The 24,125-nt window shown below is 44.3% G+C and carries 25 protein-coding genes and 1 tRNA gene; 25 read left to right on the top strand and 1 reads right to left on the bottom strand.

The genetic code is table 11. The features are described 5' to 3' along the window. The first annotated feature begins 85 nt into the window (after positions 1–85). From KKI13_01915 to KKI13_01905, 3 genes are read left to right on the top strand one after another with little or no spacing between them, the layout of a single operon-like run. Positions 86–1,321 (top strand): DUF2029 domain-containing protein, encoded by a 1,236-nt coding sequence (locus KKI13_01915; protein ID MBU4487806.1) that lies wholly within the window; start codon positions 86–88, stop codon positions 1,319–1,321. Then, on the top strand, positions 1,321–2,064 hold the full coding sequence (locus KKI13_01910; protein ID MBU4487805.1) for a glycosyltransferase: 744 nt from the start codon (positions 1,321–1,323) through the stop codon (positions 2,062–2,064). Before KKI13_01915 ends, KKI13_01910 begins: the two co-directional genes overlap by 1 nt. A gap of 51 nt (positions 2,065–2,115) precedes the next feature. Then, positions 2,116–3,189 (top strand): NAD-dependent epimerase/dehydratase family protein, encoded by a 1,074-nt coding sequence (locus KKI13_01905; protein ID MBU4487804.1) that lies wholly within the window; start codon positions 2,116–2,118, stop codon positions 3,187–3,189. A gap of 4 nt (positions 3,190–3,193) precedes the next feature. Here KKI13_01905 and KKI13_01900 read toward each other — a convergent pair whose 3' ends face one another. After that, positions 3,194–4,912 (bottom strand): glycosyltransferase family 39 protein, encoded by a 1,719-nt coding sequence (locus tag KKI13_01900; GenBank protein ID MBU4487803.1) that lies wholly within the window; start codon positions 4,910–4,912, stop codon positions 3,194–3,196. A gap of 134 nt (positions 4,913–5,046) precedes the next feature. Here KKI13_01900 and KKI13_01895 point away from each other — a divergent pair, with 134 nt between their 5' ends. From KKI13_01895 to KKI13_01790, 22 genes are all read left to right on the top strand, one after another. After that, entirely contained in the window at positions 5,047–5,844 is a 798-nt protein-coding gene (locus KKI13_01895; GenBank protein ID MBU4487802.1) for a hypothetical protein, read from the top strand. Continuing rightward, positions 5,828–6,706, top strand: a complete 879-nt coding sequence (locus tag KKI13_01890) for a nucleotidyl transferase AbiEii/AbiGii toxin family protein (protein MBU4487801.1) — start codon at positions 5,828–5,830, stop codon at positions 6,704–6,706. The genes KKI13_01895 and KKI13_01890 overlap by 17 nt, the downstream gene beginning before the upstream one ends. Further along, a complete protein-coding gene (locus tag KKI13_01885; GenBank protein MBU4487800.1) occupies positions 6,706–7,413 on the top strand; it encodes a hypothetical protein in 708 nt (235 codons plus the stop codon). The genes KKI13_01890 and KKI13_01885 overlap by 1 nt, the downstream gene beginning before the upstream one ends. Positions 7,414–7,423: 10 nt before the next feature. Further along, a complete protein-coding gene (locus KKI13_01880; protein MBU4487799.1) occupies positions 7,424–7,942 on the top strand; it encodes a hypothetical protein in 519 nt (172 codons plus the stop codon). Between the two features lie 9 nt (positions 7,943–7,951). Beyond that, positions 7,952–9,745, top strand: a complete 1,794-nt coding sequence (locus KKI13_01875; GenBank protein ID MBU4487798.1) for an ATP-binding protein — start codon at positions 7,952–7,954, stop codon at positions 9,743–9,745. A gap of 119 nt (positions 9,746–9,864) precedes the next feature. Continuing rightward, a complete protein-coding gene (locus tag KKI13_01870; GenBank protein MBU4487797.1) occupies positions 9,865–10,650 on the top strand; it encodes a hypothetical protein in 786 nt (261 codons plus the stop codon). 335 nt (positions 10,651–10,985) lie between these two features. Then, positions 10,986–11,606, top strand: a complete 621-nt coding sequence (locus KKI13_01865; GenBank protein ID MBU4487796.1) for a nucleotidyl transferase AbiEii/AbiGii toxin family protein — start codon at positions 10,986–10,988, stop codon at positions 11,604–11,606. Next, the gene (locus KKI13_01860) at positions 11,603–12,148 is read left to right on the top strand and encodes a hypothetical protein (protein MBU4487795.1); all 546 of its coding nucleotides are present in this window, start codon (positions 11,603–11,605) and stop codon (positions 12,146–12,148) included. Before KKI13_01865 ends, KKI13_01860 begins: the two co-directional genes overlap by 4 nt. Next, positions 12,145–12,411: a hypothetical protein gene (locus KKI13_01855; protein MBU4487794.1), complete on the top strand. Its 267-nt coding sequence runs from the start codon at positions 12,145–12,147 to the stop codon at positions 12,409–12,411. Before KKI13_01860 ends, KKI13_01855 begins: the two co-directional genes overlap by 4 nt. Before the next feature lie 67 nt (positions 12,412–12,478). Further along, a complete protein-coding gene (locus KKI13_01850; protein MBU4487793.1) occupies positions 12,479–12,703 on the top strand; it encodes a hypothetical protein in 225 nt (74 codons plus the stop codon). Then, positions 12,700–13,296: a nucleotidyltransferase gene (locus tag KKI13_01845; protein MBU4487792.1), complete on the top strand. Its 597-nt coding sequence runs from the start codon at positions 12,700–12,702 to the stop codon at positions 13,294–13,296. The genes KKI13_01850 and KKI13_01845 overlap by 4 nt, the downstream gene beginning before the upstream one ends. 64 nt (positions 13,297–13,360) lie before the next feature. Then, entirely contained in the window at positions 13,361–13,519 is a 159-nt protein-coding gene (locus KKI13_01840) for a hypothetical protein (GenBank protein MBU4487791.1), read from the top strand. A 91-nt stretch (positions 13,520–13,610) separates the two neighbouring features. After that, on the top strand, positions 13,611–14,576 hold the full coding sequence (locus tag KKI13_01835) for an ExsB family transcriptional regulator (GenBank protein ID MBU4487790.1): 966 nt from the start codon (positions 13,611–13,613) through the stop codon (positions 14,574–14,576). A 17-nt stretch (positions 14,577–14,593) separates the two neighbouring features. Then, on the top strand, positions 14,594–16,039 hold the full coding sequence (locus KKI13_01830) for a saccharopine dehydrogenase NADP-binding domain-containing protein (GenBank protein ID MBU4487789.1): 1,446 nt from the start codon (positions 14,594–14,596) through the stop codon (positions 16,037–16,039). Positions 16,040–16,050: 11 nt separating this feature from the next. Beyond that, positions 16,051–17,232, top strand: coding sequence for a type III PLP-dependent enzyme (locus KKI13_01825; protein MBU4487788.1), 1,182 nt, complete (start codon positions 16,051–16,053; stop codon positions 17,230–17,232). Positions 17,233–17,239: 7 nt separating this feature from the next. Beyond that, positions 17,240–17,629 carry an acyl-CoA thioesterase gene (locus tag KKI13_01820; GenBank protein ID MBU4487787.1) on the top strand — a complete coding sequence of 130 codons (390 nt, stop codon included), beginning with the start codon at positions 17,240–17,242 and terminating at the stop codon, positions 17,627–17,629. Beyond that, on the top strand, positions 17,626–18,054 hold the full coding sequence (locus KKI13_01815; GenBank protein MBU4487786.1) for an archease: 429 nt from the start codon (positions 17,626–17,628) through the stop codon (positions 18,052–18,054). The genes KKI13_01820 and KKI13_01815 overlap by 4 nt, the downstream gene beginning before the upstream one ends. Before the next feature lie 15 nt (positions 18,055–18,069). Then, entirely contained in the window at positions 18,070–21,060 is a 2,991-nt protein-coding gene (locus KKI13_01810) for an intein-containing RctB family protein (protein ID MBU4487785.1), read from the top strand. 11 nt (positions 21,061–21,071) lie between these two features. Beyond that, complete coding sequence (gene serS / locus KKI13_01805) at positions 21,072–22,349, top strand: serine--tRNA ligase (protein MBU4487784.1); 1,278 nt, start codon at positions 21,072–21,074, stop codon at positions 22,347–22,349. Further along, entirely contained in the window at positions 22,342–23,067 is a 726-nt protein-coding gene (locus KKI13_01800; protein MBU4487783.1) for a M50 family metallopeptidase, read from the top strand. Before serS ends, KKI13_01800 begins: the two co-directional genes overlap by 8 nt. 19 nt (positions 23,068–23,086) lie before the next feature. Next, positions 23,087–23,178, top strand: a tRNA-Ser gene (locus tag KKI13_01795). Between the two features lie 221 nt (positions 23,179–23,399). Further along, positions 23,400–23,918: a hypothetical protein gene (locus KKI13_01790; protein MBU4487782.1), complete on the top strand. Its 519-nt coding sequence runs from the start codon at positions 23,400–23,402 to the stop codon at positions 23,916–23,918. The last annotated feature ends 207 nt before the right edge of the window (positions 23,919–24,125 follow it).

The raw sequence follows: 24,125 nt of genomic DNA, 5'->3' as shown, positions 1-24,125 counted from the left end.
TCCTGGGCAGCGATAATCTCATTGGCTATATTCTGCTTCACAAGGATACTCAAAAAAGGCCTTGGCGGAAAGGCGAGGAAAAAGCGTGATATTTAAAAAGATAATTGATTCCGGACTTATATTCGGGATCATAATAGTTACTTTCGTAATTTCATTGGCAATAGTTACAGTGGTGAGAGACGGCAAGGATTTAAGGGTCGGCTTGTTCGGGATAGAGCAGATAAAGAACCAAAGGACTCCCTACGAAAACCCCACCGACGTCGACAGGTCGCTTTTCCGTTATGCGCCCGGTTTTGCCATACTGCAGTGGCCTTTTATGCTCGAAAGTAAAATGTACCAGCCTTTTAAATTCGTCAATATTACCCCTTCCATACTTGCGTGGTATTGGACTCAAGTTTTATTGCTCGCGTTAAGCGCAAAGATGCTTCTCAGGCTTATTCCGGCGCCTTCTAAAGAGATCGGTAATCACAACCTGAAATTAAGTTTCCTTCTTACTTTGCCGCTCATAGGTTATGAGCTGGCAAATTGCCAGAATAAGATAATGGCGCTTTTCTTTATACTGGCAGCGCTTCTACTTTTCAAGGAGAACAGGCTCTTTATATCGGCGCTTTTGTTCAGCCTGGCAATAACAGTATATATTCCGCTTGTATTTTTCCTGCTGTATTTTATTATAAGGAAGAAAGAATATATTATCAGTTTTATTCCGGCGTTCCTTATTGTATTTGTCGCAGTTCCGTCTCTCTTTTTCGGGTTCGAATTCAATAATTTCCTTCTCAGGGAGTGGTTTGTCCGGACGCTGAAACCATTTTCCCTGACCACTTCATACGCGAGTTATATTGACCTCAGGGCAAGCAGTCAGTCGCTGCCGAGCGCAGTAGGAAAGCTCTTCGCGTTCGGTAAAACATGGCAGTTTACGTATCTTTTGCCTCCCGTGGTGCTCCATTTTATAATCAGGATTTCCGCAGGGCTTATTGTATTTTTCTCACTTCTAGCCGCGTGGAAGGGGAGAAAAGACGTTTTTCAGGGGCTGCAGTATGCGATCTTCCTTATTTTGGCGTTATTATTGCCGCAGTACTGCATTTATTACACATGGGCTTGGCTTTTTGTAATATATTTCGCCGTATTCAACTATATCGGCCGGCCGGAAACACCCGCCGACCAAAAAGCAGTTTTGCGGATATTGGCTATTATCTTAATAATAGGGAGTTATTCTATCGCGGTGCGCTTCTTAAATAATATCTCCGTACTTTTTTGGACTACTCTTCTTTTCTGGCTGGGCGCCGTGGCTACTCTGATGTTGCCTGCGACAAGAAAGGCATAGTGAAAGAGAACCTCTCCATAGTCTTAATCGCACATAACGAAGAAGCGGTGATAGGTGAGATGATAGATGCCCTTCTTGCCAATTATGATAAAGAGCTTCTGGAGATCGTTGCCGTTGACGACTCAAGCACCGACAACACTTCCGCTGTCGTAGGATCGCGGGCGAAAAATAGCGGCAAAGTCAAACTCGTAAGAAAAGGGGCTCCTTCGGGTGTTGGGTACGCAATTAGGACGGGTTTTCGTAATGTAAGTCCCAGGGCCGAATACGTCCTTTCCATGGACAGCGATTTTCTGGAAAATGTCAAAGATGTACGCGCGATGATAAATGAGCTGGAGAAGAAATCACTCGACGGAGTCATAGGGTCGCGCTTTACAGAAGGCGGCCGGCTCGTGGGCTACCCCGGGGATAAGAAACTTATGAACCGCGGATGGCACGCTATTGTGCGGATCATTTTCGGTATAAAGCAGAAAGACCTCACCAACAATTTTAAACTTTATAAGGCGGACATCGTGCGGAAGATGCCGTGGAAAAGCGGCGGTTTTTCGATGAACGCCGAGACGGGAATCTTGCCTATAATATTCGGCTACGAGGTAGGCGAGGTGCCGGTCGCCTGGATCAACCGCAGCCCCCAGATGGGAAAATCTAAATTTAAGCTCTTTCAGGTCGGATGGGGCTACGTGCAGGTGATGTTTTATGCATTGTGGCTTGCGTTGTTTAAAAAAAATGATTATTGTAAAAAATAAGCCTGCTCTAACCTGACAGATCTAACCAGGTTAGAAATCGGAAGGATAAATATGAGTGTCGCGATAATAACAGGTTCGGCCGGATTGATAGGCTCGGAGGCATCGGCGTTTTTTGTCCGCTTAGGTTTTGATGTGGTCGGGATAGATAACGACATGCGTCGCACATTTTTCGGCGACAACGCCTCCACCAAATGGCAGCGCGAACATCTGGAAAAGGAGCTCGGCAAGAAATACTGCCATGTAGACGCCGACATAAGAGATTACGCCGCAATAGAAAAGATATTCAAAAAGTACGCCTCCGACATAAAACTTATAATACATACTGCCGCGCAGCCGTCGCACGACTGGGCCGCGCGCGAGCCGATAACGGATTTTACGGTAAATGCCAATGGCACGCTCAATATACTGGAAGCGGCACGCCTCCATGCCCCGAAGGCGGTATTTATTTTTACCTCTACCAATAAAGTTTACGGCGATACCCCGAACCGCCTGCCATTGATTGAGAAGGAATATCGTTTTGAAATAGACCCGAGCCACACCTATCATGAAGGCATACGAGAAGATATGTCCATAGACCAGAATCTGCACAGTCTCTTCGGTGCGTCAAAAGTTGCCGCTGATATATTGGTGCAGGAATACGGCCGCTATTTCGGGATGTATACGGCCTCTTTTCGCGGCGGCTGTCTTACGGGGCCGCGCCATTCGCCCACCCAGCTGCACGGCTTTCTCGCCTATCTTATGAAGTGCGCCGCAAAAGACGAACCCTACACCGTCTTCGGCTACAAAGGCAAACAGGTGCGGGACAATATTCATAGCAACGACCTGATACGCGCCTTTCATGAATTCTTTAAGGCGCCGCGCGCGGGAGAAGTCTACAATATGGGAGGGGCAAGATACTCAAACTGCTCCATGTTGGAAGCTGTCAAGATATGCGAAGAAATTACCGCGAAGAAAATGAAGTGGACTTATTCCGATACGAACCGCGTCGGCGACCATATGTGGTGGATATCGAGCGTCGCGAAGTTTATGAGCCACTATCCCGCCTGGCACATAGAATATGATGTGCCGAAAATCCTTGGCGAGATTTATGATTTGAATGTGGAGCGCTGGCAGGGGGAGAAGTAAGTACTTACTTATTGGTTAGCAAATAGAGTTTATGCCGCAGCACATCACGAAGCAGATCCTTTTTTCCGTTCAATATATCCCGAAGAGTATCTTTCTTAAATCCGTTTTTAAGCCTTGACTTCCAAGTATCCCGCTCGTCGAGTACCAAAAGTTTTGGTTTAAGCTCATCGGGTACGGCTTTTTTGTAATCATCCTCCGAAATCACAAGGTAAACCTTTGCGCCGGAATTAATAAATTGCTCCAATTTTTGCCTGTGCGCGGGCAGGGCCTTCTCCGTATCTTTCCATTTTACATTCACTTCTTCAATTCGCATGTTCAGATATAAGCCGAGCCGCTGCTGGCTGATGTCCATAGACCCTACGCCTACCCTGTCGCCCTCTTTCAGTGTCACTTTTATTTCATCGGCGAACACGGAAAGGCTATTGTCGTTTAATAGAGGCAGCGCCTTCCCGGCAAAAAATATCATGACTATGGCCGTTGCAAGCGGTATCGCGAAGAGCGCCACGGAACCTTTTTTCTTCCAATACGGTACGGCCAAAAGCAAAGGCACAAAAATAAGTCCGTAATTGTAGAGCGGCACTTGGGCAGGATAAAGATGCCTCATCGTGTAGAGAAGGACCGTTATGCCTAACGAATAAGTTATTATCACAAGCGTGTACATTACCCTGAAATTCGGCGATTTGAATAAAGACCCGCTCTCTTCTAACCTGGTTAGATATGCGGCGACAAGAATGGCAAAAAACGGTGATATCGGCAGCATATAGTGGTATATCTTTGATGAGATAAGAGTGAAAAGTACAAATATGGTGAGAAAAAAGCTTAAGACCAACTTGTAAGAATCTTTTTCGGCCGCGGGCCTTTTCTTATTTTTAAAAGCATCAATAAGCGATGCCGGCAAAAAGAGCGAATGCGGAATAAAAAACGCCAAAAGGGCCGGTACGTAATCGAAGAAGTGTTTAGCGTAGTTCAAAAGGGCCGCAGATCCCGTTTTGTCTCCGGGAGAATAGAACATCCGCTCCAGTGCCTCTTTAGCGATTATATGGTTGAGATATACGTCTCCGTGCAGTTTGTACATCAATATATACCACGGAAGGCCTATTGCCGCGATGATTGCAATACCGAGCGGCATATTCATTGACTTAAGGGTCGCCCGGTCTTTTGTGCTGATCATATAGGCCGAGACAGCGACGAGAGGGATGATAAATCCCAACGGCCCTTTTGTCGCCATGGCGAGCCCCAGTACGACGAAAAAGGGGATAAAAGATTTTCTTATAAAAAGATACATGGCAAAGGTTATTAAAAATGTCATCGCTATGTCGGGCGAAGAATACCGCGCGTACATGAAAAATATAGGGAACGTAGCGGCCATGAGCGCGGCCAATAACCCTGTCTTTTGATTGAAGAGCCTCCTGCCTATACTATAAGTAAGGATTATCGTAAAGATGGCGAAGACTGCCGAAGGAAAACGCGCGGCAAAATTATTAATACCGAACACAATATAGGAGAGACTGACGCACCAGTAGAAGAGGATGGGCTTGGCGAACCTGAATTGACCGTGGTAATATGGGGTTATCCAGTCGTGCCCTGAGAACATCTCCTTTACGCTCTGGAAATAGAATTTCTCCATCTCTATTATGGGAAGAGCACTGCCGAGGTGGTACAAAAACATAATCGCGCAAACGGCAAATAACAGGATCTTTATCGAGTTATCAGTTAGCTTCATAGCAGTATTATTATACAATATTTTTATACTATAGCAAGCGATTTATAATCGGGTCAGATTTTTATTGACTTGTAGCGGGAATATGGTATCTTGTATCTATAAAGTAATTAATGATAATTCCTCAAGGGGGTATTATGGATAATAAAAAAAGGACTCGTCTGGGCGAGAAGGAAATCGAGGTTATTTCCCGCCTTTCCTACGAGAAAAAGCGCATTGTTACTAAAGAAGATTTGAACACCCTCTTTAAGTTCGACGATATCGAGCGCAATAAAACTGTATATCGCCTGAAAAAGAAAGGTATCTTTTCCACCATTAAAAGAGGGGTATATGTTTTCTCGCCCCTTGAGTATGGCGAAAAGGGAGCGGCCGTCAACGAAATGCTTATCCCGCCGCAATTCTTCCCGAAAGGCAATTATTATATCGGTTATTCCACGATGTACAACTACTACAGCTTGACGGAGCAGCTCTTTCAGGTGGTGTATGTTTTGAATACCTCATTGCAGCGAAAAAAGAAAATATGCCAGGTAGCGTTTAACTTTCTAAGGATCCCGGAAAGCCGGATGTATGGTTTAGAAAAGATCGATATTGAAGGCAGAGAAGTCATTATTAGCTCACTGGAGCGCACGCTGGTGGATTTAGTGTATTTTAATAAGCCGGTCGGCGGAATAATGAGCGCTCTTGAAATCCTTAAACGCGAGCTCAAGAAAGAGCGCTGCAATCTCAAGAAGTTCATCCGTTTTGCGGCAAAATTCCCCAACATAAAAACCCGCAAGAGGATCGGTGTCCTATTAGAAGAAATGGGGTATTCTAGTGACGCCATGGCGCCTCTAGTGAAGAGCATTGAAGATACGGCAATAGGTTCATTCACCGGTTTGTTCAAAGGCAAGCTCAATAAAAAATGGAGAGTCATTATTAATGATCCACGAGGATAAAGATCAATTTATCGATGTTATAAATATTACGGTTCAGCGCACCGGATTCAGAGCGCCGCTTCTTGAAAAGGATTATTATATGACGCTGATCCTTTCCAGGGTGCACGAGCTTTCGGACGGCCTTATTTTAAAGGGCGGTACGTGCCTCAATAAGATCTATTATTCGTATTATCGTTTGAGCGAGGATTTGGATTTTAGCATGCTTCTGCCGGAGTATACGACGACTCGGGGCAATCGGCGTAAATCCATACAGCCGGTAAAGGATAAGATCGCAGGATTTGCCAAGCAACTTGATATGCGCATAGATGACGCGGAAAAAGCCGGACGCAATGAGTCCAAGCAGTATATTTATTACTTTGCGTATAAATCAGCCATTCAGCCGGCAGAGCATATAATCAAGTTTGAAATCGGGCTTAGGTTTAACCCGATTTGCCCTGTCGAGAAGAAAACGGTGCAGCATAAGTTTTTACACCCCTTTACCAAGGAACCGCTGTTTGACGCAGGCAGAGTGACTTGTCTTTCTTTAAAAGAGGTCGTAAGCGAGAAATTGCGCGCCGCGGCCTTAAGAAAGATCATCGCTCCACGCGATTTTTATGACCTTGATTTTATTTTGCGGCACAACTTCAACCTGGCAGATAAAGAAGTCATGAAGCTTTTTAGGAAAAAAATCGAGGAAGACAGGGGTAATACAGACCTATCGAAATATCGTGTCAATCTCGGACGTACGGAGGATGAAATCAAAGACATGCGTTTGCGCATCGAAAAAGAATTATTTGACGTCTTAACGCCTGATGAGCAGGAAAATTTTAATCTTGACACCGCACTGAAACGGATTAACAAAGCGATGGAAAACGTGAAATAATGATCAAGTTTGGAATCAGGCAATCATTTGATAGGATTGAACAAATTGAAGAAAGATATGCGAACATAAGAGTACCCGTTGAGGTAGCTCTGCCTTATTACTGGGATATACATGAACCGGTGAGACGGCACCTGTCGGAGATTGCCGAGAAGATAAAATCTTATAACACAACGGTAATTGGCATACATGCTGTTCAGGCTCCCATTACTGATGAAAGATTTAAGATATGGGGAAAGGAAATAGCTGATTTTGCAAAGGCGCTTGGGGCTAGGTCTATTACACTCCATCCCAACAATGTCAATAAAGATAAGAGGATTCAGGAAGAAGCGCTTAAAAATTTAGAATATTTTACTGGTTTGTATAACGGCGAAGTTGTTTTTTGTATTGAAACCTTTGAAGGCAAAAGACGAGTGTTTACTCCCGATGAAACGGTCAGTTTCAATTTGCCGATGACCCTTGATACCTCACATATATTGGATGAAAAAACAATATGGCGCTTGTTTAAGGACTACCAACAAAATATTAAGAATGTCCATCTTTCGGCCAAAGAAGGGAATAAACAACATCTGCCAATTGATACGTTTTGTAAAGATGTGGTAAGCTATCTTATCGAAAGCAAATGGGACGGGAACGTGGTCTTGGAGTATCTATTCGAATTTCACGATCGAATGTTAAACGATTTGAAATTGTTAAAGACAATGCGATGAAGGCAAGTGCATGAAGAAAAGTAATACCATTCCCATTATCCACATCATCGGCTTGCCGGGTGCCGGGAAGACGGCGTTAGCTCGAAGATTGAGTAAGGTATTAAAAGTGCCGGTGATTCGTATCGGTTACCACAGGGCGCGATTTTCGCAAACGTCCATCGGTGAAGCCGATGCATGGGTTGCGTTATTTCGGGAGCTATCACGGTACAGGTGGAAGAATTGCATACTTGAAACTACTGGATTAAATTGCAGGGAAGCATTCTTGAGGGCGGCATTACCTTTCGAGCAGATGTTTACGATTAAACTGGAAGCATCGCGGAAAACCCTTGCTTTGCGGATCCGGAAAAAGAAAAAGGAAGATCGTAGAAATAGATGGCTTTACAGCGCTAAATATAAAAGTAAGTATGAATTTGTCCGAAAACTTTTTAAGCGCTTTCAAAAAATTCCGGCAAATTATTATATTGATACAAGCCAATTGACCGAAACGGCGGTATATCAACGAGCGCTCAAAGAAATTATTTGTAGATGAGGAAACAATATGACCAGAAAACATAATAGCGGCCGCGGCCGGCTGCGTATAGGCAGCAACTGGAATGCTATAACAATTATAGCGCTTTCGCAGACTAATCCCTTGAAGGCAATTGCCGAATTCGTTGAGAATAGTATTGATGCCCAGGCACGCCATATTACGATTATCCGCGGCAAAGAACGCGGCGAGCATTATCTTAAGGTTATCGATGATGGACAGGGCATTCCATGTGCTGAGGAGGGGATGCCCGATTTTAAATACGTAGCGACCCATATATGCGACTCGCTGAAAACGCGCTTAAAACATGAAGGAATACAGAACATTCAAGGAGAATTCGGCATAGGGCTTCTTAGCTTCTGGACAGTCGGCCATAGATTATTAATGGTCTCTTCCGGCAAGGATGGCAAAATCTATCAGATGAGCATGGAGAAGGGCAAGCCGGGTTACAGCATTGCTCCCCGGTTCCATCTATTGCCGATAAAGGGAACACAGTTAACAATCTCTCCTTTACTTGCGGGAATACGCATCTTGAACGGTGAGAAGATTCAGCGATATTTGGCTTCCGAGTTAAGAGATCGTATCCGGCATACAGGCGTGAAGATTAAGATTATCGATCGAACCAGTCGTTCTGAACTTGAAGTCGAGCCGCGTAAGTATGAAGGACAGCTTATTCATAATCTACCTGCTATGACAACGCCTTTTGGAGATGTGTATATGGAGATATATCTTTCAGAAAAAAACGCCGAAAATTGTATCAGCCTTTTTCGAGGAGGAACGCGGTTATTGCCGAATATCTCTACGCTCGATTTCTTTCAATGTGAACCATGGACATCAGGTTATTTTCAGGGCATTATCGACGCGCCGTTTTTACATATTACTCCAGGCACAAGAGACGGAGTTATTAGAGACGAACATTTCGCGAAATTTTGTGATTGCATAGAACCCCTTAAAGAACATTTAACAAAAATTGGCCTGGAGCAAAGTAAAGCCGAAGACGAGCGTATGAGTAAGAATATACTCCGTTCCGTTCAAAAGGCGCTGCGGGAAGCAATGCTGATTTTACCGCAGGAAGAATACGATTGGTTTGATATTGGACAGAGAAAGACAGCTTTTTCGGGCAGCAATAACAATATTACGGATGAAAGCGGCGCAACTATAATCAATAACGTACGGCGACGAGAAGGAAATGGGCAAAGAGAGTTTTTTGAAATCGCAGGACCGCTATTTTCTGCCAGGATTCACCCGGGTTCTGCTCTTGTTCAGGCAGGTAAGGCGAAATCTTTTCGTGCTGTTGGGTTAGACCGCAGTAAGCGCCAGGTAGAGCAGAGGTTAACATACCAATGGGCCATTTCAGAAGGCGTAGGCACTATTGACAAGCATGACGGCGAAGTCGCGATTTTTAACGCTCCAAATGAGCCCGGATTATGCAAGCTAAGACTTGTCGCGAGGCAGGCAGACACCACCTGCGAAGCGGAGGCTGTTATCACCGTTATCGACTCTTTATTGAAAGCGCCTGTTGAGAATAGTGAGTTTTCAAACAAAGGATTGCCGGCATATACATTAGAGAGCGCTGCCGGCCGTATGTGGCGTTCGCGTTATGATAAAGAACGCAATATTATCATAATAAACAGCGGGCATCGAGACTTCATTTTTGCCGGCAGGGAACGGACCAGGAAGCTTCGCTACGTTTTGCGTCTTTTTGCAAAAGAACTTGTACTTCATAATTTTGTAGGAGAAACTGCCGAGCAATTTTTAGAGCATCTGGTAGAGTTATCTTTGTATGCGGAGGAGAATCTGAGATAAGAATAGTGCATATCGTCAGACCTTTTTGGACGCCGCACTTAAACGGATTAATGAAGCGATGGAAAGCGCGAAATAATAGTCAAATTTGAGATTAGGCAGTCATTCGATAGGTAATTTTTATGAAAGAGACCTCGGAGCTTTTAAAGAATTTGGTTTACGGCGCGGGATATCTCAAGACGACCATCAAAGAGGGAGTTATTACTCTTAAGCCTTATGCGAAGGATCTGGAGGCTATTCATATACGAATCGATTATCCCGATCCGTCCACATGGCGCAAAAAGAAGTATTATCATATTTCGAGAGAAGAAGTATACTCGCGGCTGGATGAATACATATTTAAGCATCTTATAGATCAGAATGAATATGCTGCCTATCTTAAACGATACCGCCCTGCGAAGGCACAAGGAAAGATCGGAGATATCGATGAGCATATTATGGATATTCATTATCGACCGCGAGCGATAAAAATGCTGCGCCGCAAGAAATTTTTTAATCTGGCGCGCTGGACGAAGAAACGTATTTGCTTGGAATATCATCGACGCTCCAATCTATACTGGAAGAGCGGAGAAGAATTTAGATTTGACTATCGCAATCCTGTTGAGAGTTTATTTATTAGAAAGAATCATGCTAACAGGGAGGTGATCGGCATAGGCGGTGCCGGAGGCTCCAGTCAACGCGAGACGAACACCTTCTTTACCGCGGTTTTCTATGTATTAGGCAAAAAGACGCGCATCCCGCACTATTTGTTGAAGTATAGCGGATTGAATGAGTTTGAGTATATCGGCCGGCGATATCGTCCGGTATTAACAGCTGGATTTGGAAATAATTTTAGTTTAGATGAACGTCTTGCGAAGGAAATTTGGAAGAAGGGTTTCGCTAACTTCTTGACAATAAAGCACTTATAGTGTAATCTAACTTTGTGCAATTTGATCATGACTAAAATGCAGTCTGCTTAATAATAGTCATAGCATGGAGAAAAGTTAAAAAAGATGAAGAAGCTGCCTCCTAGTCTAAAAAAATATTTTTGGGACGTGAATTTTACGGAACTAAAACCGCAAAATAGGCAGATTTACATCATAAAGCGGATTTTGGAATACGGAGACAAAAGGGCAGTCGAGTGGATGTTTAAAAATTTCAAAAAATCAGAGATAAAAAATGCCTTATGTAATTATCGCGGGTATTCGCAAAAAAGTGCTAATTTTTGGGCCTTTATTTTAGATGTCAAAAAGGAGAGTGTAAAATGTTTGAACAGGTCCTTCCTGGAAATACAAAAGCAATTCTGGCCCTATTAGAAAAAACCAAAATCATTCGGAATACCTATTTGGCCGGCGGAACTGCCTTGGCGCTTCAACTTGGACACCGCCTGTCATACGATCTGGATTTCTTTACTCCAATAGAATTTGATGAGCAGATGCTTTTACCGGAGATTGAAAAAATATCGGACTTTAAGCTTGAAAAAATTTCTTGGCGGACGATATTAGGTAAATTTAGCGATGTGCGGTTTAGCATATTTTATTATAATTACCCTACCCTCTATGCTCCCAAAAAGTTTGGAAAGATAAATGTTTCGGATGTACGGGATATTGCAGGGATGAAGATCGCTGCCATTGCTTCCCGCGGAACCAAGAGAGATTTTGTGGACCTTTATTTTATCTGTAAAGAAACCGCGCCTCTAGATAAAGTTATCCGGCTTTATGAGAGAAAATATAAAAATTTGACTACCACTGCCATGCACATTATGAAGAGTTTAGTATATTTTGATGACGCCGAACCCGAAGAGATGCCGCAGATGTTGAAAGAAGTAGAGTGGGCAGAAATAAAAAAATATTTCGAAAAAGAAGTCAAGAAGCTGGCGAGATGAATGAAGAGATAGAAGTATTAAAAATTGTTACAGAACGGCTAAACAAAGCAGGTATCAATTATATGATTTCCGGCTCAATCGCAGCCAATTACTATACCATACCGCGCATGACAAGAGACATCGATATCGTTATAGAATTAAAAGGTATCGATATTAACCGTTTTACAGATCTTTTTAAAGACGATTTTTATATAGACGCAGAAATGGTCAGGAGCGAAGTCCTGCGTCAAGGGATGTTTAATTTAATTCACAATAAGTATGTGGTTAAGATCGATTTTATTATCCGAAAGGACTCAGAGTTTCAGGAAGCTGCCTTCTCCAGAAGAAAAAAAATTCTGATTGCAAATAATCCGCTGTGGATTATCTCAGCGGAAGATTTGATTTTAGCAAAGCTGCTTTGGGCTAAAGATAGCCATTCTGAACTACAATTGAAAGACGTGCGCAATATTATGGACACGGTAGATGATTTAGATCCGAAGCATATCGAAACTTGGGTTGCAAAATTGGGATTGCATGAGATTTTTAAGGAGTTAAAACGATGAACGATACACATCCGGCGATTGAGGCTAAATTCAGGAAGCTGATGATGGCGAAATCCTGCCAAGAGCGTTTACTTATGGGCTGCTCCATGTTTGATAGCGCTAAACAGATAGTAAGAAGCTCTATAGTCCAAAAACAACCTAAAATATCATTACAAGAAATTAAAATAGAGGTCTTTTTAAGATTTTACGGAACAGAGTTTAATGAAAGCGAGAAGCGCAAGATACTGGCGGCCTTAAGGAAAGACACGGACATACACGGATAATCCGCGGGGCCGGCGGATAAGAGGGCGAAGAAAGAGAACGGGTAACACAGGGCAGAGGTTAAAAAAGATGAAAAAAGACAATTTATTACTGAAGAGGTTTAAGAAGAACTGGGCGAGGGTGGCAGCTCTTGAAGATGAGCAGCTTCACAGGATGTCCATAAAAGAACGGTTGTATAAACTTGCTTCGATTATGGCCATAGGGGCCGGTTTGGGATTAAAGATTGGAGAAGATCAGCAAAAATTAAGAGTGCGCTCACGGTGGATACTCTTAAAGAAAGGCGGCCGAAGGTGAAGAGATCGCAGCGGCTCGAAATTTTGCTAAGATCCCTGATTTCCATACAAAAGTTAATGAAGAAATCAGGGTGCCCATGGGCGATTATTGGAGGTGTGGCGGCGAGTATCCTGGGAAAACCCAGATTCACAGCAGACGTAGATGTGCTGGCGTTGGTGGAAGATGATGATATTGCGAGAATGCTGCGGGTATCCCGGCAATACGGTTTTAAGGAGCGCATAAAAAACGCTGTCGGATTCGCCAAAAAGAACAGGGTTTTGCTCCTGGCGCATAAAGGAAGCGGTATCAATGTGGACATATCTTTAGGGTTTTTGCCGTTCGAGAAAGAGGCGATAAAGAACAGTAAAAGATATAGGATCGGAGGATTAACTTTTTATCTGCCAACGCCGGAAGATTTGATCGTATTTAAGGCAGTGGCCCATCGGCCCGTGGATCTCATAGATATCCAGGAGATCGTTAATAGTAATCCTAAAATCGACAGGCTTTACATTAAGAAAAAAGTTAAAGAGTTCGCTTCGTTTTTAGAGATGCCTGAGGTTTGGAAGGATATAGAAGATATTGTCGCTGGCCACAGGAGAAGGCGTGGTGCTTGAGATAGAAATAGATGATAGTCCGCATTGACCCTATTTAAATAGCAGGAAAATCGGGAGGTATGAAATGGAAAAGATAAGGCCGGTTTTTAAAAAGTTGCTTATAGCCGCTATTGTGGTATATGTTATAGGCACATGTGTTATAATGGCAGAGCTATATTACAAAGTGGGAAATATAGAACACGCGCTGGCGCACATGCCCGGGGCAAAGTGCAGCCATAAATAGATTCCTCGACGCGCTCCCCTGAGCTTGTCGAAAGGTCGCTTGCTCGGGACGATTTACGGACGAGTAAGTGAGGGTAAATCGGAGGATAAATATGAAAATAGCGGAGATTACGGTAAATGAGCTGGATACAAAAAAATTTATAGATAAAAAGGTAAAAGATATATCTGAAACAGTAGGCGACGGGCTTGTCATAAATGCCCTTTCCGGCGGCGTGGACTCATCTGTCGTGACGATGCTCGGCCATAAGGCGATCGGCGCGCGGCTTAAGACCTATTTTATAGATAACGGCATCATGCGTGAAAATGAACCGGAATCCGTCGTAGCAGTATTTAAAAAACTGGGCGTAAAAGTCGAGATTACAGATGCCCGGGACAAGTTTTTTAAAGCGCTTAAAGGTATAACCGACCCGGAAGAAAAAAGGGAGGCGATTACCCAGACATTCTATAAAGATGTCTTTGGAAAACTGGTAAAGGATAGCGGCGCAAAATACCTTTTGCAGGGTACCATTTTGACGGATGTCGACGAGACTGTTGCCGGGATAAAGCGCCAGCATAATGTATTTGAACAGCTGGGCATAGACCCGCAAAAGGCATTCGGATACAAGATCATAGAGCCGCTTGTCGAGCTGCGTAAGGACGGCGTAAGAAAAGTAGGGGAGGCGCTGGGCCTGCCGAGTTCGGTATTTAACAGGATGCCATTTCCTGGGCCGGCTTTATCGGCAAGAGTGATAGGCGATGTAACCCCGGAAAAAATAAAGATAGTCAGGCAGGCGACTGTCATAACAGAAGAGATGCTCGCAAGGTGCGGCGCATTCCAGTATATGGCGATACTCCACAATGACAGAGTTACAGGCATGCGCGCGGGAAAGAGGGATTTCGGGTTGCAGATCGAAATAAGGTGCTGGGACAGCATTGACGCAAGGCGCGCCGAGTGGACAAAATTGCCGCACGATACACTGAGGAAACTGGCGGATAGAATCGTTTCGGAAGTGCCCGGCGTAGTAAGCGTTACCTACAACATAACATCAAAACCGCCCTCAACGATGGAGGCGGTGTAAAAGGAGAAAAAGGTATCATGGAGTTCAATAACAAAATTTTAATGATCGGTTACGGCTCTGTCGCCAGATGCACACTGCCGATACTTTTGAAGCATATCAAAGCTCCCTACAAAAATATTACGGTAATGGATTTTGTCGATAAAGCCAAGGAGCTTAAATCTTGGACCAATAAAGGGATCAAATATTCCCAGGAGCGAATAACGCCGGCAAGCATAAGGCGTATCCTTTCAAAATATGTATCGCCGGGGGGCCTCATCATAGACCTTGCCTGGAATATAGACTGCGGCGATATTATGAGCTGGTGCCATGATAATAAAGTCCTCTATGTCAACACATCCGTCGAGGAATGGGATCCTTATGCCGATGCGGACAAAAAGAGCCCCTTTGAAAAATCGATCTATTACAGGCAGATGATACTCAGGAAGATGACGGCGAACTGGAAGGACGGGACGACTGCAGTTGTGGACCACGGAGCGAACCCAGGGCTTATATCGCACTTTACAAAAAAGGGCATAGTGGATATTGCTACAAAAGTGATACGCGACAAGGCCGTACCAAAAAGAGAGGCAAAGAACCTTGAAACCATGATACGCCAGAGAAGATTCGCGCATCTTGCCATGAAACTCGGCGTTAAAGTAATACACGTAAGCGAAAGAGATACACAGATAACCAATAAGCCCAAAGAGATAAATGAATTTGTCGGCACATGGAGCATAGAGGGTTTAAGGGAAGAGGGCGTAGCCCCTTCTGAAATGGGATGGGGTACACATGAAAAAGAACTGCCGGCTTTCGCCAATATTCCGCCGACCGGCCCTAAAAACCAGATCTTTCTCTCTCAGATGGGCATGAACACGTGGGTGCGCTCATGGGTGCCTTACTACGAGATCATCGGAATGGTAATACGCCACGGAGAGGCGTTCAGCATTTCAGACAAGCTGACTATCTGGAAGAACAAAAAGGTTATCTACAGGCCTACCGTCCATTACGCTTATATGCCGTGCGACGAGACCATCGCATCTTTACATGAACTCCGTATCAGAAGTTATGACCTGCAGCCGAAACTGCGCATCATGAGCGACGAAATAATAAAAGGCGACGATATCCTGGGCGCCCTCATCATGGGCCACAGGTATAATTCGTGGTGGACCGGCAGCATATTAAGTATAGAAGAATCGCGCCGCCTGGTTCCTCATCAGAATGCAACGACAATGCAGGTGGCTATAGGCGTTGTCTCCGCCGCTATGTGGATGATAGAAAATCCGACGAAAGGCTTCTGCGTGCCGGACGACATTCCTTATGAGTATGTGTTGAAAATAGCGAAGCCATATCTTGGGAAATTGGTCTCCGAGCCTTCGGACTGGACGCCGTTTAAAAATAACAAAATATTCTTCAAGGAAAATCCTAACCAATACTTAGACAAAAAGAGCCCGTGGGCGTTTAAAAATTTCCTTTTCAGGGATTAAGGCTGGGTGAAATGGCTGTTACCGAACAAAAAAATACAGATATAGACACGGGTAAAGAAAAACATCTCGAGGAGCTCGAGGAGATAGCGAAAAAACACGGCACGCCCGTTTTTATCATTGACCACGAGAAGATAAGGGAGAATTACAGAGAGTTTAAGGAAAACCTTCCGAGAGTGCAGGCGTATTATGCGGTGAAGGCAAATACCACGCCCGAGATAATAAGGACTCTCTATAAACTAGGGGCAAGTTTTGATGTTGCGTCTTTACCCGAATTTAATATCGTCCACGAAAACATAAAAAACCTGCCTCCGAAAGAGCGGCAGGATTTTATCTGGGATAAGATAATCTACGCCAATACGATAAAAAAGGTCGAGGCCTTGAAGGAGTTGGACCAGTATAAGCCGCTAGTGACCTATGATAATCTGGCCGAGCTTAAAAAGATAAAGGAACATTGCCCTCATGCGGGCCTGGCTTTAAGAATAAAGGTGCCGAATACAGGATCCATGGTAGAGCTCTCGTCCAAATTCGGCGCCGATCCCGGCGAGGCGGTAGATCTAATAGTCGAAGCGTTTAATATGGGGCTAGTCGTGGAAGGCGTCAGTTTTCACGTCGGAAGTCAATGCAACAATTTCGAAAACTATATGCAGGCGCTTCAGCTTGCCGCTTCCATCCTAAAAGAATCCGAGTCACGTGGATACAAAATAAATATATTGGATATCGGAGGTGGATTTCCCGTAAAGTACCACAGCAAAGTAAAATCATTCAAAACATTGGCGCGGAAGTTAAACGGCGAATTCAAAAGATTATTCCCCGATACTATGGAGATACTCGCTGAACCCGGACGCTTTATGGTAGCCAATGCCTGCGCGCTTGTTACGAAAATAATAGGAAAAGCCGTGCGTGACGGCAAGTTGTGTTATTATCTGGACGACGGCGTCTATCACACCTTCTCGGGCATCGTATTTGACCATTGCCAGTATCCTCTTAAGGCGTTTAAGGATGGGGAGCTGAAAGTTTGCGCCGTATTCGGGCCTACCTGCGATGCCTTTGATACGATCTCGGTTGCGGAAGAGCTGCCCGAACTTGAGATAGACGATCTCTTATACGCCGAAAATATCGGCGCCTATAGCATCGCCTCATCCACCTACTTTAACGGTTTTCCGCCCGCGAAAATAGTGAATATTAACATCTAGGGTACTTATGACAGATTTTCACATCAAGCGCAGAATATATTACCATAATACCGACTCGGGAGGCGTGGTCTATTACGGCAGGTACCTCGATTTTTTCGAAGAAGGCCGTACGGAGCTTTTGCGCGAAAAAGGCATTGAAGTCGCCGAATACTTAAAGCGCGGAGTAGGTTTCGCAGTCGTCCGCGCGGAGATAGATTATAAAAGGCCCGCGCGCTATGGCGAGGAGATCTCCGTAATCACGCGCATAGAAGATGTAGGAAGGGCATCCATCCGGTTTTTCCAGGAGATCAAAAAAGATGATACCACTTTAACTATAGCCACAATAATCCTCGCATGCATAGGCAGCGATTTTAAGCCAAAGCTCGTCCCCGACGACATGAAAAAGGCCTTATCATGAATAATGGCAAGAGGCGTTTTGAGATCACGGACCATACGGCGGATATAGCTATAAAGGTATACGGTAATACACTGAAGGAACTTTTTGAAAACGCGGCTCTCGGAATGTTTACTATCATTGCCGACCTTGAGGGGATAAAGAGTTCTGCGGAGATAGAGGTCAAACTAGAGGCGCCGGATGAGGAAGAACTGCTTATAGAGTGGCTTGAAGAGCTTCTATATAATTTCTATACAAAAAATATAATATTCAGCGAATTTAATATCGGGGAGCTTACCGGCAAAAATCTGACCGCAAAAGTAAAAGGCCGGTTTATAGGCGAGAATAGAAACCGGCTTAAAGCAGAGATAAAAGCGGCTACCCGCCATGAACTTAAGATAATTAAGAACGGCGAAAGATACGAGGCGCAAGTAATTTTTGACGTTTAAGGATGGGGACAATTCATGGCCAACGACTGGCAGGGGCCGCTTGAAAAGATAAGCGATTATAAGTGGCAGATACCCCGGTCCTTTATGAGCGGCATGAGGGTGCCGGGGCTTATTTATGCTGACGAGAAACTCCTGAAAGATATACGCCACGACAAGGCGCTCCAGCAGGTGGCGAATGCGGCGTGCCTCCCGGGCATAGTTAATTATTCGCTGGCGATGCCCGATATACACTGGGGCTACGGCCTTCCGATAGGCGGAGTGGTTGCGACGGATATTGAAGCAGGCGGCGTTATCACCCCCGGCGGTGTCGGCTATGACATAAATTGCCTTTCAGGCAGCACGAAAATTTTATTAGAGAACGGAGCATATATTTTTATCGGCGATTCCAAGAAGATATTTCAGAAAAAAAATCTTGCCTGCATCAATTTCGAGAAAAAGGATAGAGAAGAAGCGCCGGTAGCCGCATTCCTAAAAATACGGCCGAAAAACCGTGTCTTAGAAATGAAAACCCTAAACGGAAACAGAATTGTCGCAACGGAAGATCATCCTTTCTGGACGCCCGATGGCATGATCCCCATACGCAGCCTTAATCCGGATGACGTTGTCGCCATATATCCGTTTGAAGGGGTGCAATACGAGGAACCATCGGATGAGATAATTGTCGATGAAAACGATATCAAGAAATACCTTTTAAGCATAGAAAAAGATTCCCGAGGGCATGGCCTGGAGCAGGTTATAATACAGCTTCGCAAGCGAAATCTTTTTCCTTTGCGCTATAATTCTCCGCAGTTGCCTTATATTTTAAAGATGATGGGATACAATTTTGGAGATGGAAACATCTATTTTTTGCGGAAAAGAGGAAAGGGCTTTACTTGGTTTTACGGACAGAAAAATGATTTGGAAGATATACGAAAGGATGCAGAAAAAATAGGCTTCACGTGCTCACGTGCTTATTCAAGGAAACGAATGCATGAAATAGAAACGATGTATTCAAAATATAGTTTTACTGCCGAAAACTTTTCGTGCAAGGTAGGCGCAAGCGCCTTTGCGGCTCTTTTAGCGTGCCTCGGTACGCCGGTTGGCAGTAAAACTGCCCAGTCATACCGCGTTCCGCAATGGATTATGAAAGCTCCATTATGGCAGAAGAGATTATTTCTTGCGGCTTTTTTTGGAGCAGAGATGTCGACTCCCAAAACGCTGACAGGTTACGGGTATAATTTTTATTGTCCCACAGTATCCATGAATAAAACCGAAAGCATAGTTGATAATGGAAAGGATTTCTTAAAGGACATAGAAGCGATGTTGAAAGAATTTAGCATTGTTTCTAACGCGATGAGCTGCAGGACAGAGTATAAATGCAAAGATAATACCACATCCATGCGCTTAAGGTTACAGCTATCAAATACGACGGAAAATCTGCTCAATCTGTACTCAAAAATCGGGTTTGAATATAACCGAAAAAGACGGCGGCTTTCAAATATAGCTGTGCAATATCTTAAGATGAAAAAAGGTGTTATAGAAAAAAAAGAATTTTTGGCGGAGAAGGCGCTGACACTATCATCCACTGGCCTTAACGCAAAAGCGGTTTATAAAGAACTTGGTCCAGATTTTGGCAACCTGCGCTTTATTGAGAGAAGCATTTATGGAAAAAGGCAGGGCAAGCCGAGGATGAGCCCCGACGCTATTACTTTTGATGAGTTTGTGAAATACGTATCCTGCGGCATGGAAGAATCCGGCATGGTTTGGGATACAATAGAAAGCATAACAAAAATAGAATTTAACGATTATGTTTATGATTTTACTGTAGGGCACAAGGATCATAATTTTATAGCCGATAATTTTGTCGTCTCTAACTGTGGCCTGCGGCTTGTGCGTACGAACCTTGCGGAGAAAGATGTCGTATCGCGCCTTGATAAAATTGTTAATACCCTTTTTTCGCACGTGCCGGCCGGCATCGGCTCGACTAGCGATATAAGAGTAAACGATGCCGAAGAAAAGAAGATAATGATGAAGGGCGCGGCGTGGGCTGTGGCGCACGGCTACGGCGCTAAAGACGACCTTGAGCACACCGAAGAGAAAGGCTGCATGGAAGGCGCGGACCCGGATAAGGTATCGGAGCGCGCCTATGAGCGAGGGAAGAAGCAGTCTGGGACGCTCGGCTCAGGTAACCATTTCCTTGAAGTGCAGGTAGTGGACGAAGTTTACGACGATGAAGCTGCGATAGCGCTTGGCGTTCGTAAAGGGCAGGCCACCGTGATGATACACAGCGGAAGCCGCGGTTTCGGATACCAGATATGTGACGACTATGCAAAGAGCATGGTGCGGCTCCTCTCAAAATACGACATAAGTGTTCCGGACAGGCAGCTTGCGTGTGTGCCGGTAAAATCCGATGACGGCCAGGACTACATAAAGGCGATGAAATGCGCCGCCAACTATGCCTGGAACAACCGCCAATGCCTTATGCATAAGGTGCGCGAGAGCTTTGAACAGGTATTTGAGAAAGGCTGGGAGGCGCTTGGCATGTCGCTTGTATGGGACGTGGCGCACAATATAGCTAAGTTTGAAAGATATAATATAGGCGGCAAGGAGAAGCTTTTGTGCGTGCACCGAAAGGGCGCCACAAGGGCGTTCGGCCCCGGGAATCCGGAGCTGCCTGCTGTCTATAAGGATATAGGCCAGCCCGTTATAATACCGGGCGATATGGGCCGTAACTCGTATCTACTTTTAGGTACAAAGAAGGCGGAAGAAGAGACGTTTGCGTCGACCTGCCACGGAGCGGGACGGCTTATGTCGCGGACCGAGGCCATGAGGTCGGAAGGCAGAAAGACGCTTCTTCAGGACCTTGCGGCAAAGGGTATAAAGGTAATGGCGGTAGGCAAGGGCACTTTGGCGGAAGAAGCGCCCTATGCCTATAAAAACGTAAACGAAGTGGTGGACGTGGTCCATAATGCGGGTATAGCCAGAAAGGTCTGCCGGATGCGACCGCTAGGAGTCATAAAAGGCTGATAGGAGAATATATGCTGGACCTAAAATTCATACGGGAAAATGCGGAGCTTGTGAGGAAATCCATCAAAGATAGAAGTATGCAACTCGATATAGATGAACTACTTACGCTTGATGTCCAGCGAAGGTCTATTATTAAGGATTTGGAGGGTTTTAAATATAATAAGAACACCCTTTCCCAGGAAATAGGCCAAAAAATCGCAAAAAAGGAGGATGTTAGCAGCTTAAAAGGTGAGATAAAGGCGATTTCCCAAAAAATAGACGATTTAGAGCCAAAAGTGGAGGACATAGACAAAAAATTGGAAAATATACTCCTTTTGGTGCCTAATATACCCAATTCCAGCGTACCGGTAGGGCCTGAAAAGGAGGCAAACAAGATAGTTAAGGAGTTTGGCAAAGTCCGAAAGTTTCTATTTGAGCCGCGGCCCCACACTGAGATTTGCGAGCTTTTGGACATTATCGATTTCAAAAGGGCATCCAAAATAACCGGCTCATCTTTCATTTTGTATAAGGGCGCAGGCGCACGGCTGGAGCGGGCGCTTATAAACTTTATGCTCGACCTTCATACAAAGAAACATGGCTATACAGAGATTTTCCCGCCTTTTCTTGTGAACCGAAAAAGCATGACCGGCACCGGCCAACTGCCCAAATTGGAAGAAGATATGTACCGGCTGAAAGACGAAGACCTCTTTTTGATCCCTACAGCCGAGGTTCCTCTTACCAACATATATCGCGATGAAGTGATTCTGGAGAAGGACCTGCCCATTTATTATACAGCCTACACGGCATGCTTCAGGCGCGAGGCGGGTTCTTACGGCAAAGATACCAAGGGACTGATCCGGGTGCACCAGTTCGATAAGGTAGAGCTGGTAAAATTTGTCAAACCGGGGGATTCTTATGACGAGCTGGAGTCATTATTGAAGAACGCGGAGAAGGTCCTGCAGCTTTTGGAACTGCCGTATCGCGTAACACTTCTTTCTACGGCCGGCATAAGCTTTGCCGCTTCAAAATGTTACGACATAGAGCTGTGGGCGCCGGGAAGCAAAATGCACCTTGAAGTCTCAAGCTGCAGTAATTTTGAGGACTTTCAGGCGCGCCGGGCAAATATCAAATATAAGGAAAAAAATACGCAGAAGCTTGCCTACGTACACACATTAAACGGCTCAGGAGTAGCGACGGCGCGACTTCTTATAGCGATTCTGGAAAATTATCAGACAAAAACAGGCACGGTCCTTATACCAAAGGCGCTCTGGCCCTATATGGATAGAATGAAAGAAATTAAAATTGGCTAAAATCGGCAAAAATAACAATAAAATCCCGAAACGCGGCTCGTCAAAAGCGGGCGAGGCGCTCAAGACCATCATAGGGCTTTTGCTTCTTCCGGTAGTGGTAAGTATATCGCTTACCTTTTACAGGCAGTTCGGAAACTTTGAAAGCCCCTGGACCGTAGGCCAGCAGTATTTTACGCTGGGAGTGGCGGTGTATTGCATTATGCATCTATTGGTTTTTAAGCCGTCATATTTTTATGTGCTGGGGCATGAGTCGGTACACGCTTTGGCGACGTGGATGTGCCTGGGGAGGGTAAAATCTTTCAAGGTCAATTCGGCTACGGGAAGTGTGGCGACGACTAAAAATAATATATTTATTTCACTGGCACCCTATTTTGTGCCGTTTTATGCCATACTTCTCGCGATAGCGGCATATGTAGCGAACAATGTCTTTTTAAAGACGCCGCTCCCTTATAAATATTTTCTCTTTTTACTTGGATTTACACTGGCGTTTCATATTATAATGACAATAGACGTGCTGAAGACAAAACAGCCGGACCTTGTGAAGGCGGGGTATCTTACCTCCGGCATAATAATATACGCGATCAATGTCATCGTCATCGCCGGCATACTCGGACTTATGACGAGCGGTTTTTCGTTCACGGAATTCATGCGTGATGCCTGGACTTTGACGGCGGATATATATAAAAAGATTTACGCGCAATTGTTTATAAATTCGTAGCATAGTAAAAATATGGCGAGGAGAGGTCGCATAGCCCGGCTTAGTGCACCTGCTTGGAGAGCAGGAGTGCCCGTAAGGGTACCCAGGGTTCAAATCCCTGCCTCTCCGCCACTATAATTTTATAAACAGCTATTATCCTTGAACTTATACATAACTAGAGTAAGATAAAGGAGATAGCTGTTTTTTATTTGTTTATATGTTTTTTGTATATTTAGTTGTTTTTCGAAATCCGTGACACGAAAATGACACGCTGGAAATATAGGGTGGCCACGTAGGACGGCACCAAATGTATTATCAGCTGATTTCGAATGGTATAGGGGAAATAATAGAAGATGGGTGTATTAGAATTTAACTTACATGTTCAAGATTTAGAAACCAAATGTAATTTACCTTCTGGCTTTATCCATTCGCTCAAAGAAGAAAATGATTGGAGTTTTATTATTAAGACTTATGCTATTTTTGAGGCACTGTTGTCTGAGTTAATTGCCAAAATCTCTGCCAAGCCTGAATTGTTATCTTTTTTCTTAAAGTTAGATATGTGCTCAAAACCCATAGGCAAATTACATTTATTAAAAAAATTATTGCTGCTAGATGAATCAGAACGTAAATTTATACGAGCCTTGGCAGATTTACGAAATACTTATGCACACAATATAAAAATGATTTCTACTTCAATAGAGGATATTATAGCGTCATTTTCACGAGGTGAACAAAAAAGAATAGTTCAAAGTTTGAGTTTTAGTCTACGTAGAAAAGAAGAATTTTATAAAAATAGAAAACAATGTATCTGGGCTGCATCTGTTATATTGTTGTGTAAAATTAATGAGAAAACTTATAAAAAAAACCTATAACAACTCAATCCAGCGGACGGACCCCCCCCCGTTGGCGGAGTTAGTGGGGTCAGTCTGCCGTGAAAGTGGTGCCGTCCTAAAAAGTGCTACCCTGCGAAAAAATAAGAGAGCATTATCATATACTCACATTAAAGGAGAATTGTAATGGAAAAATTACTTAAAGAAAAACTTGAAAGAATAGTAAGACTAAGAGAAAACGAAGTAGGT

Source organism: Candidatus Omnitrophota bacterium (assembly GCA_018894435.1).
In the GTDB taxonomy this organism is placed as follows: Bacteria; Omnitrophota; Gorgyraeia; order JAHIPI01; family JAHIPI01; genus JAHIPI01.
This window is presented reverse-complemented; position numbering and strand designations above follow the sequence as displayed.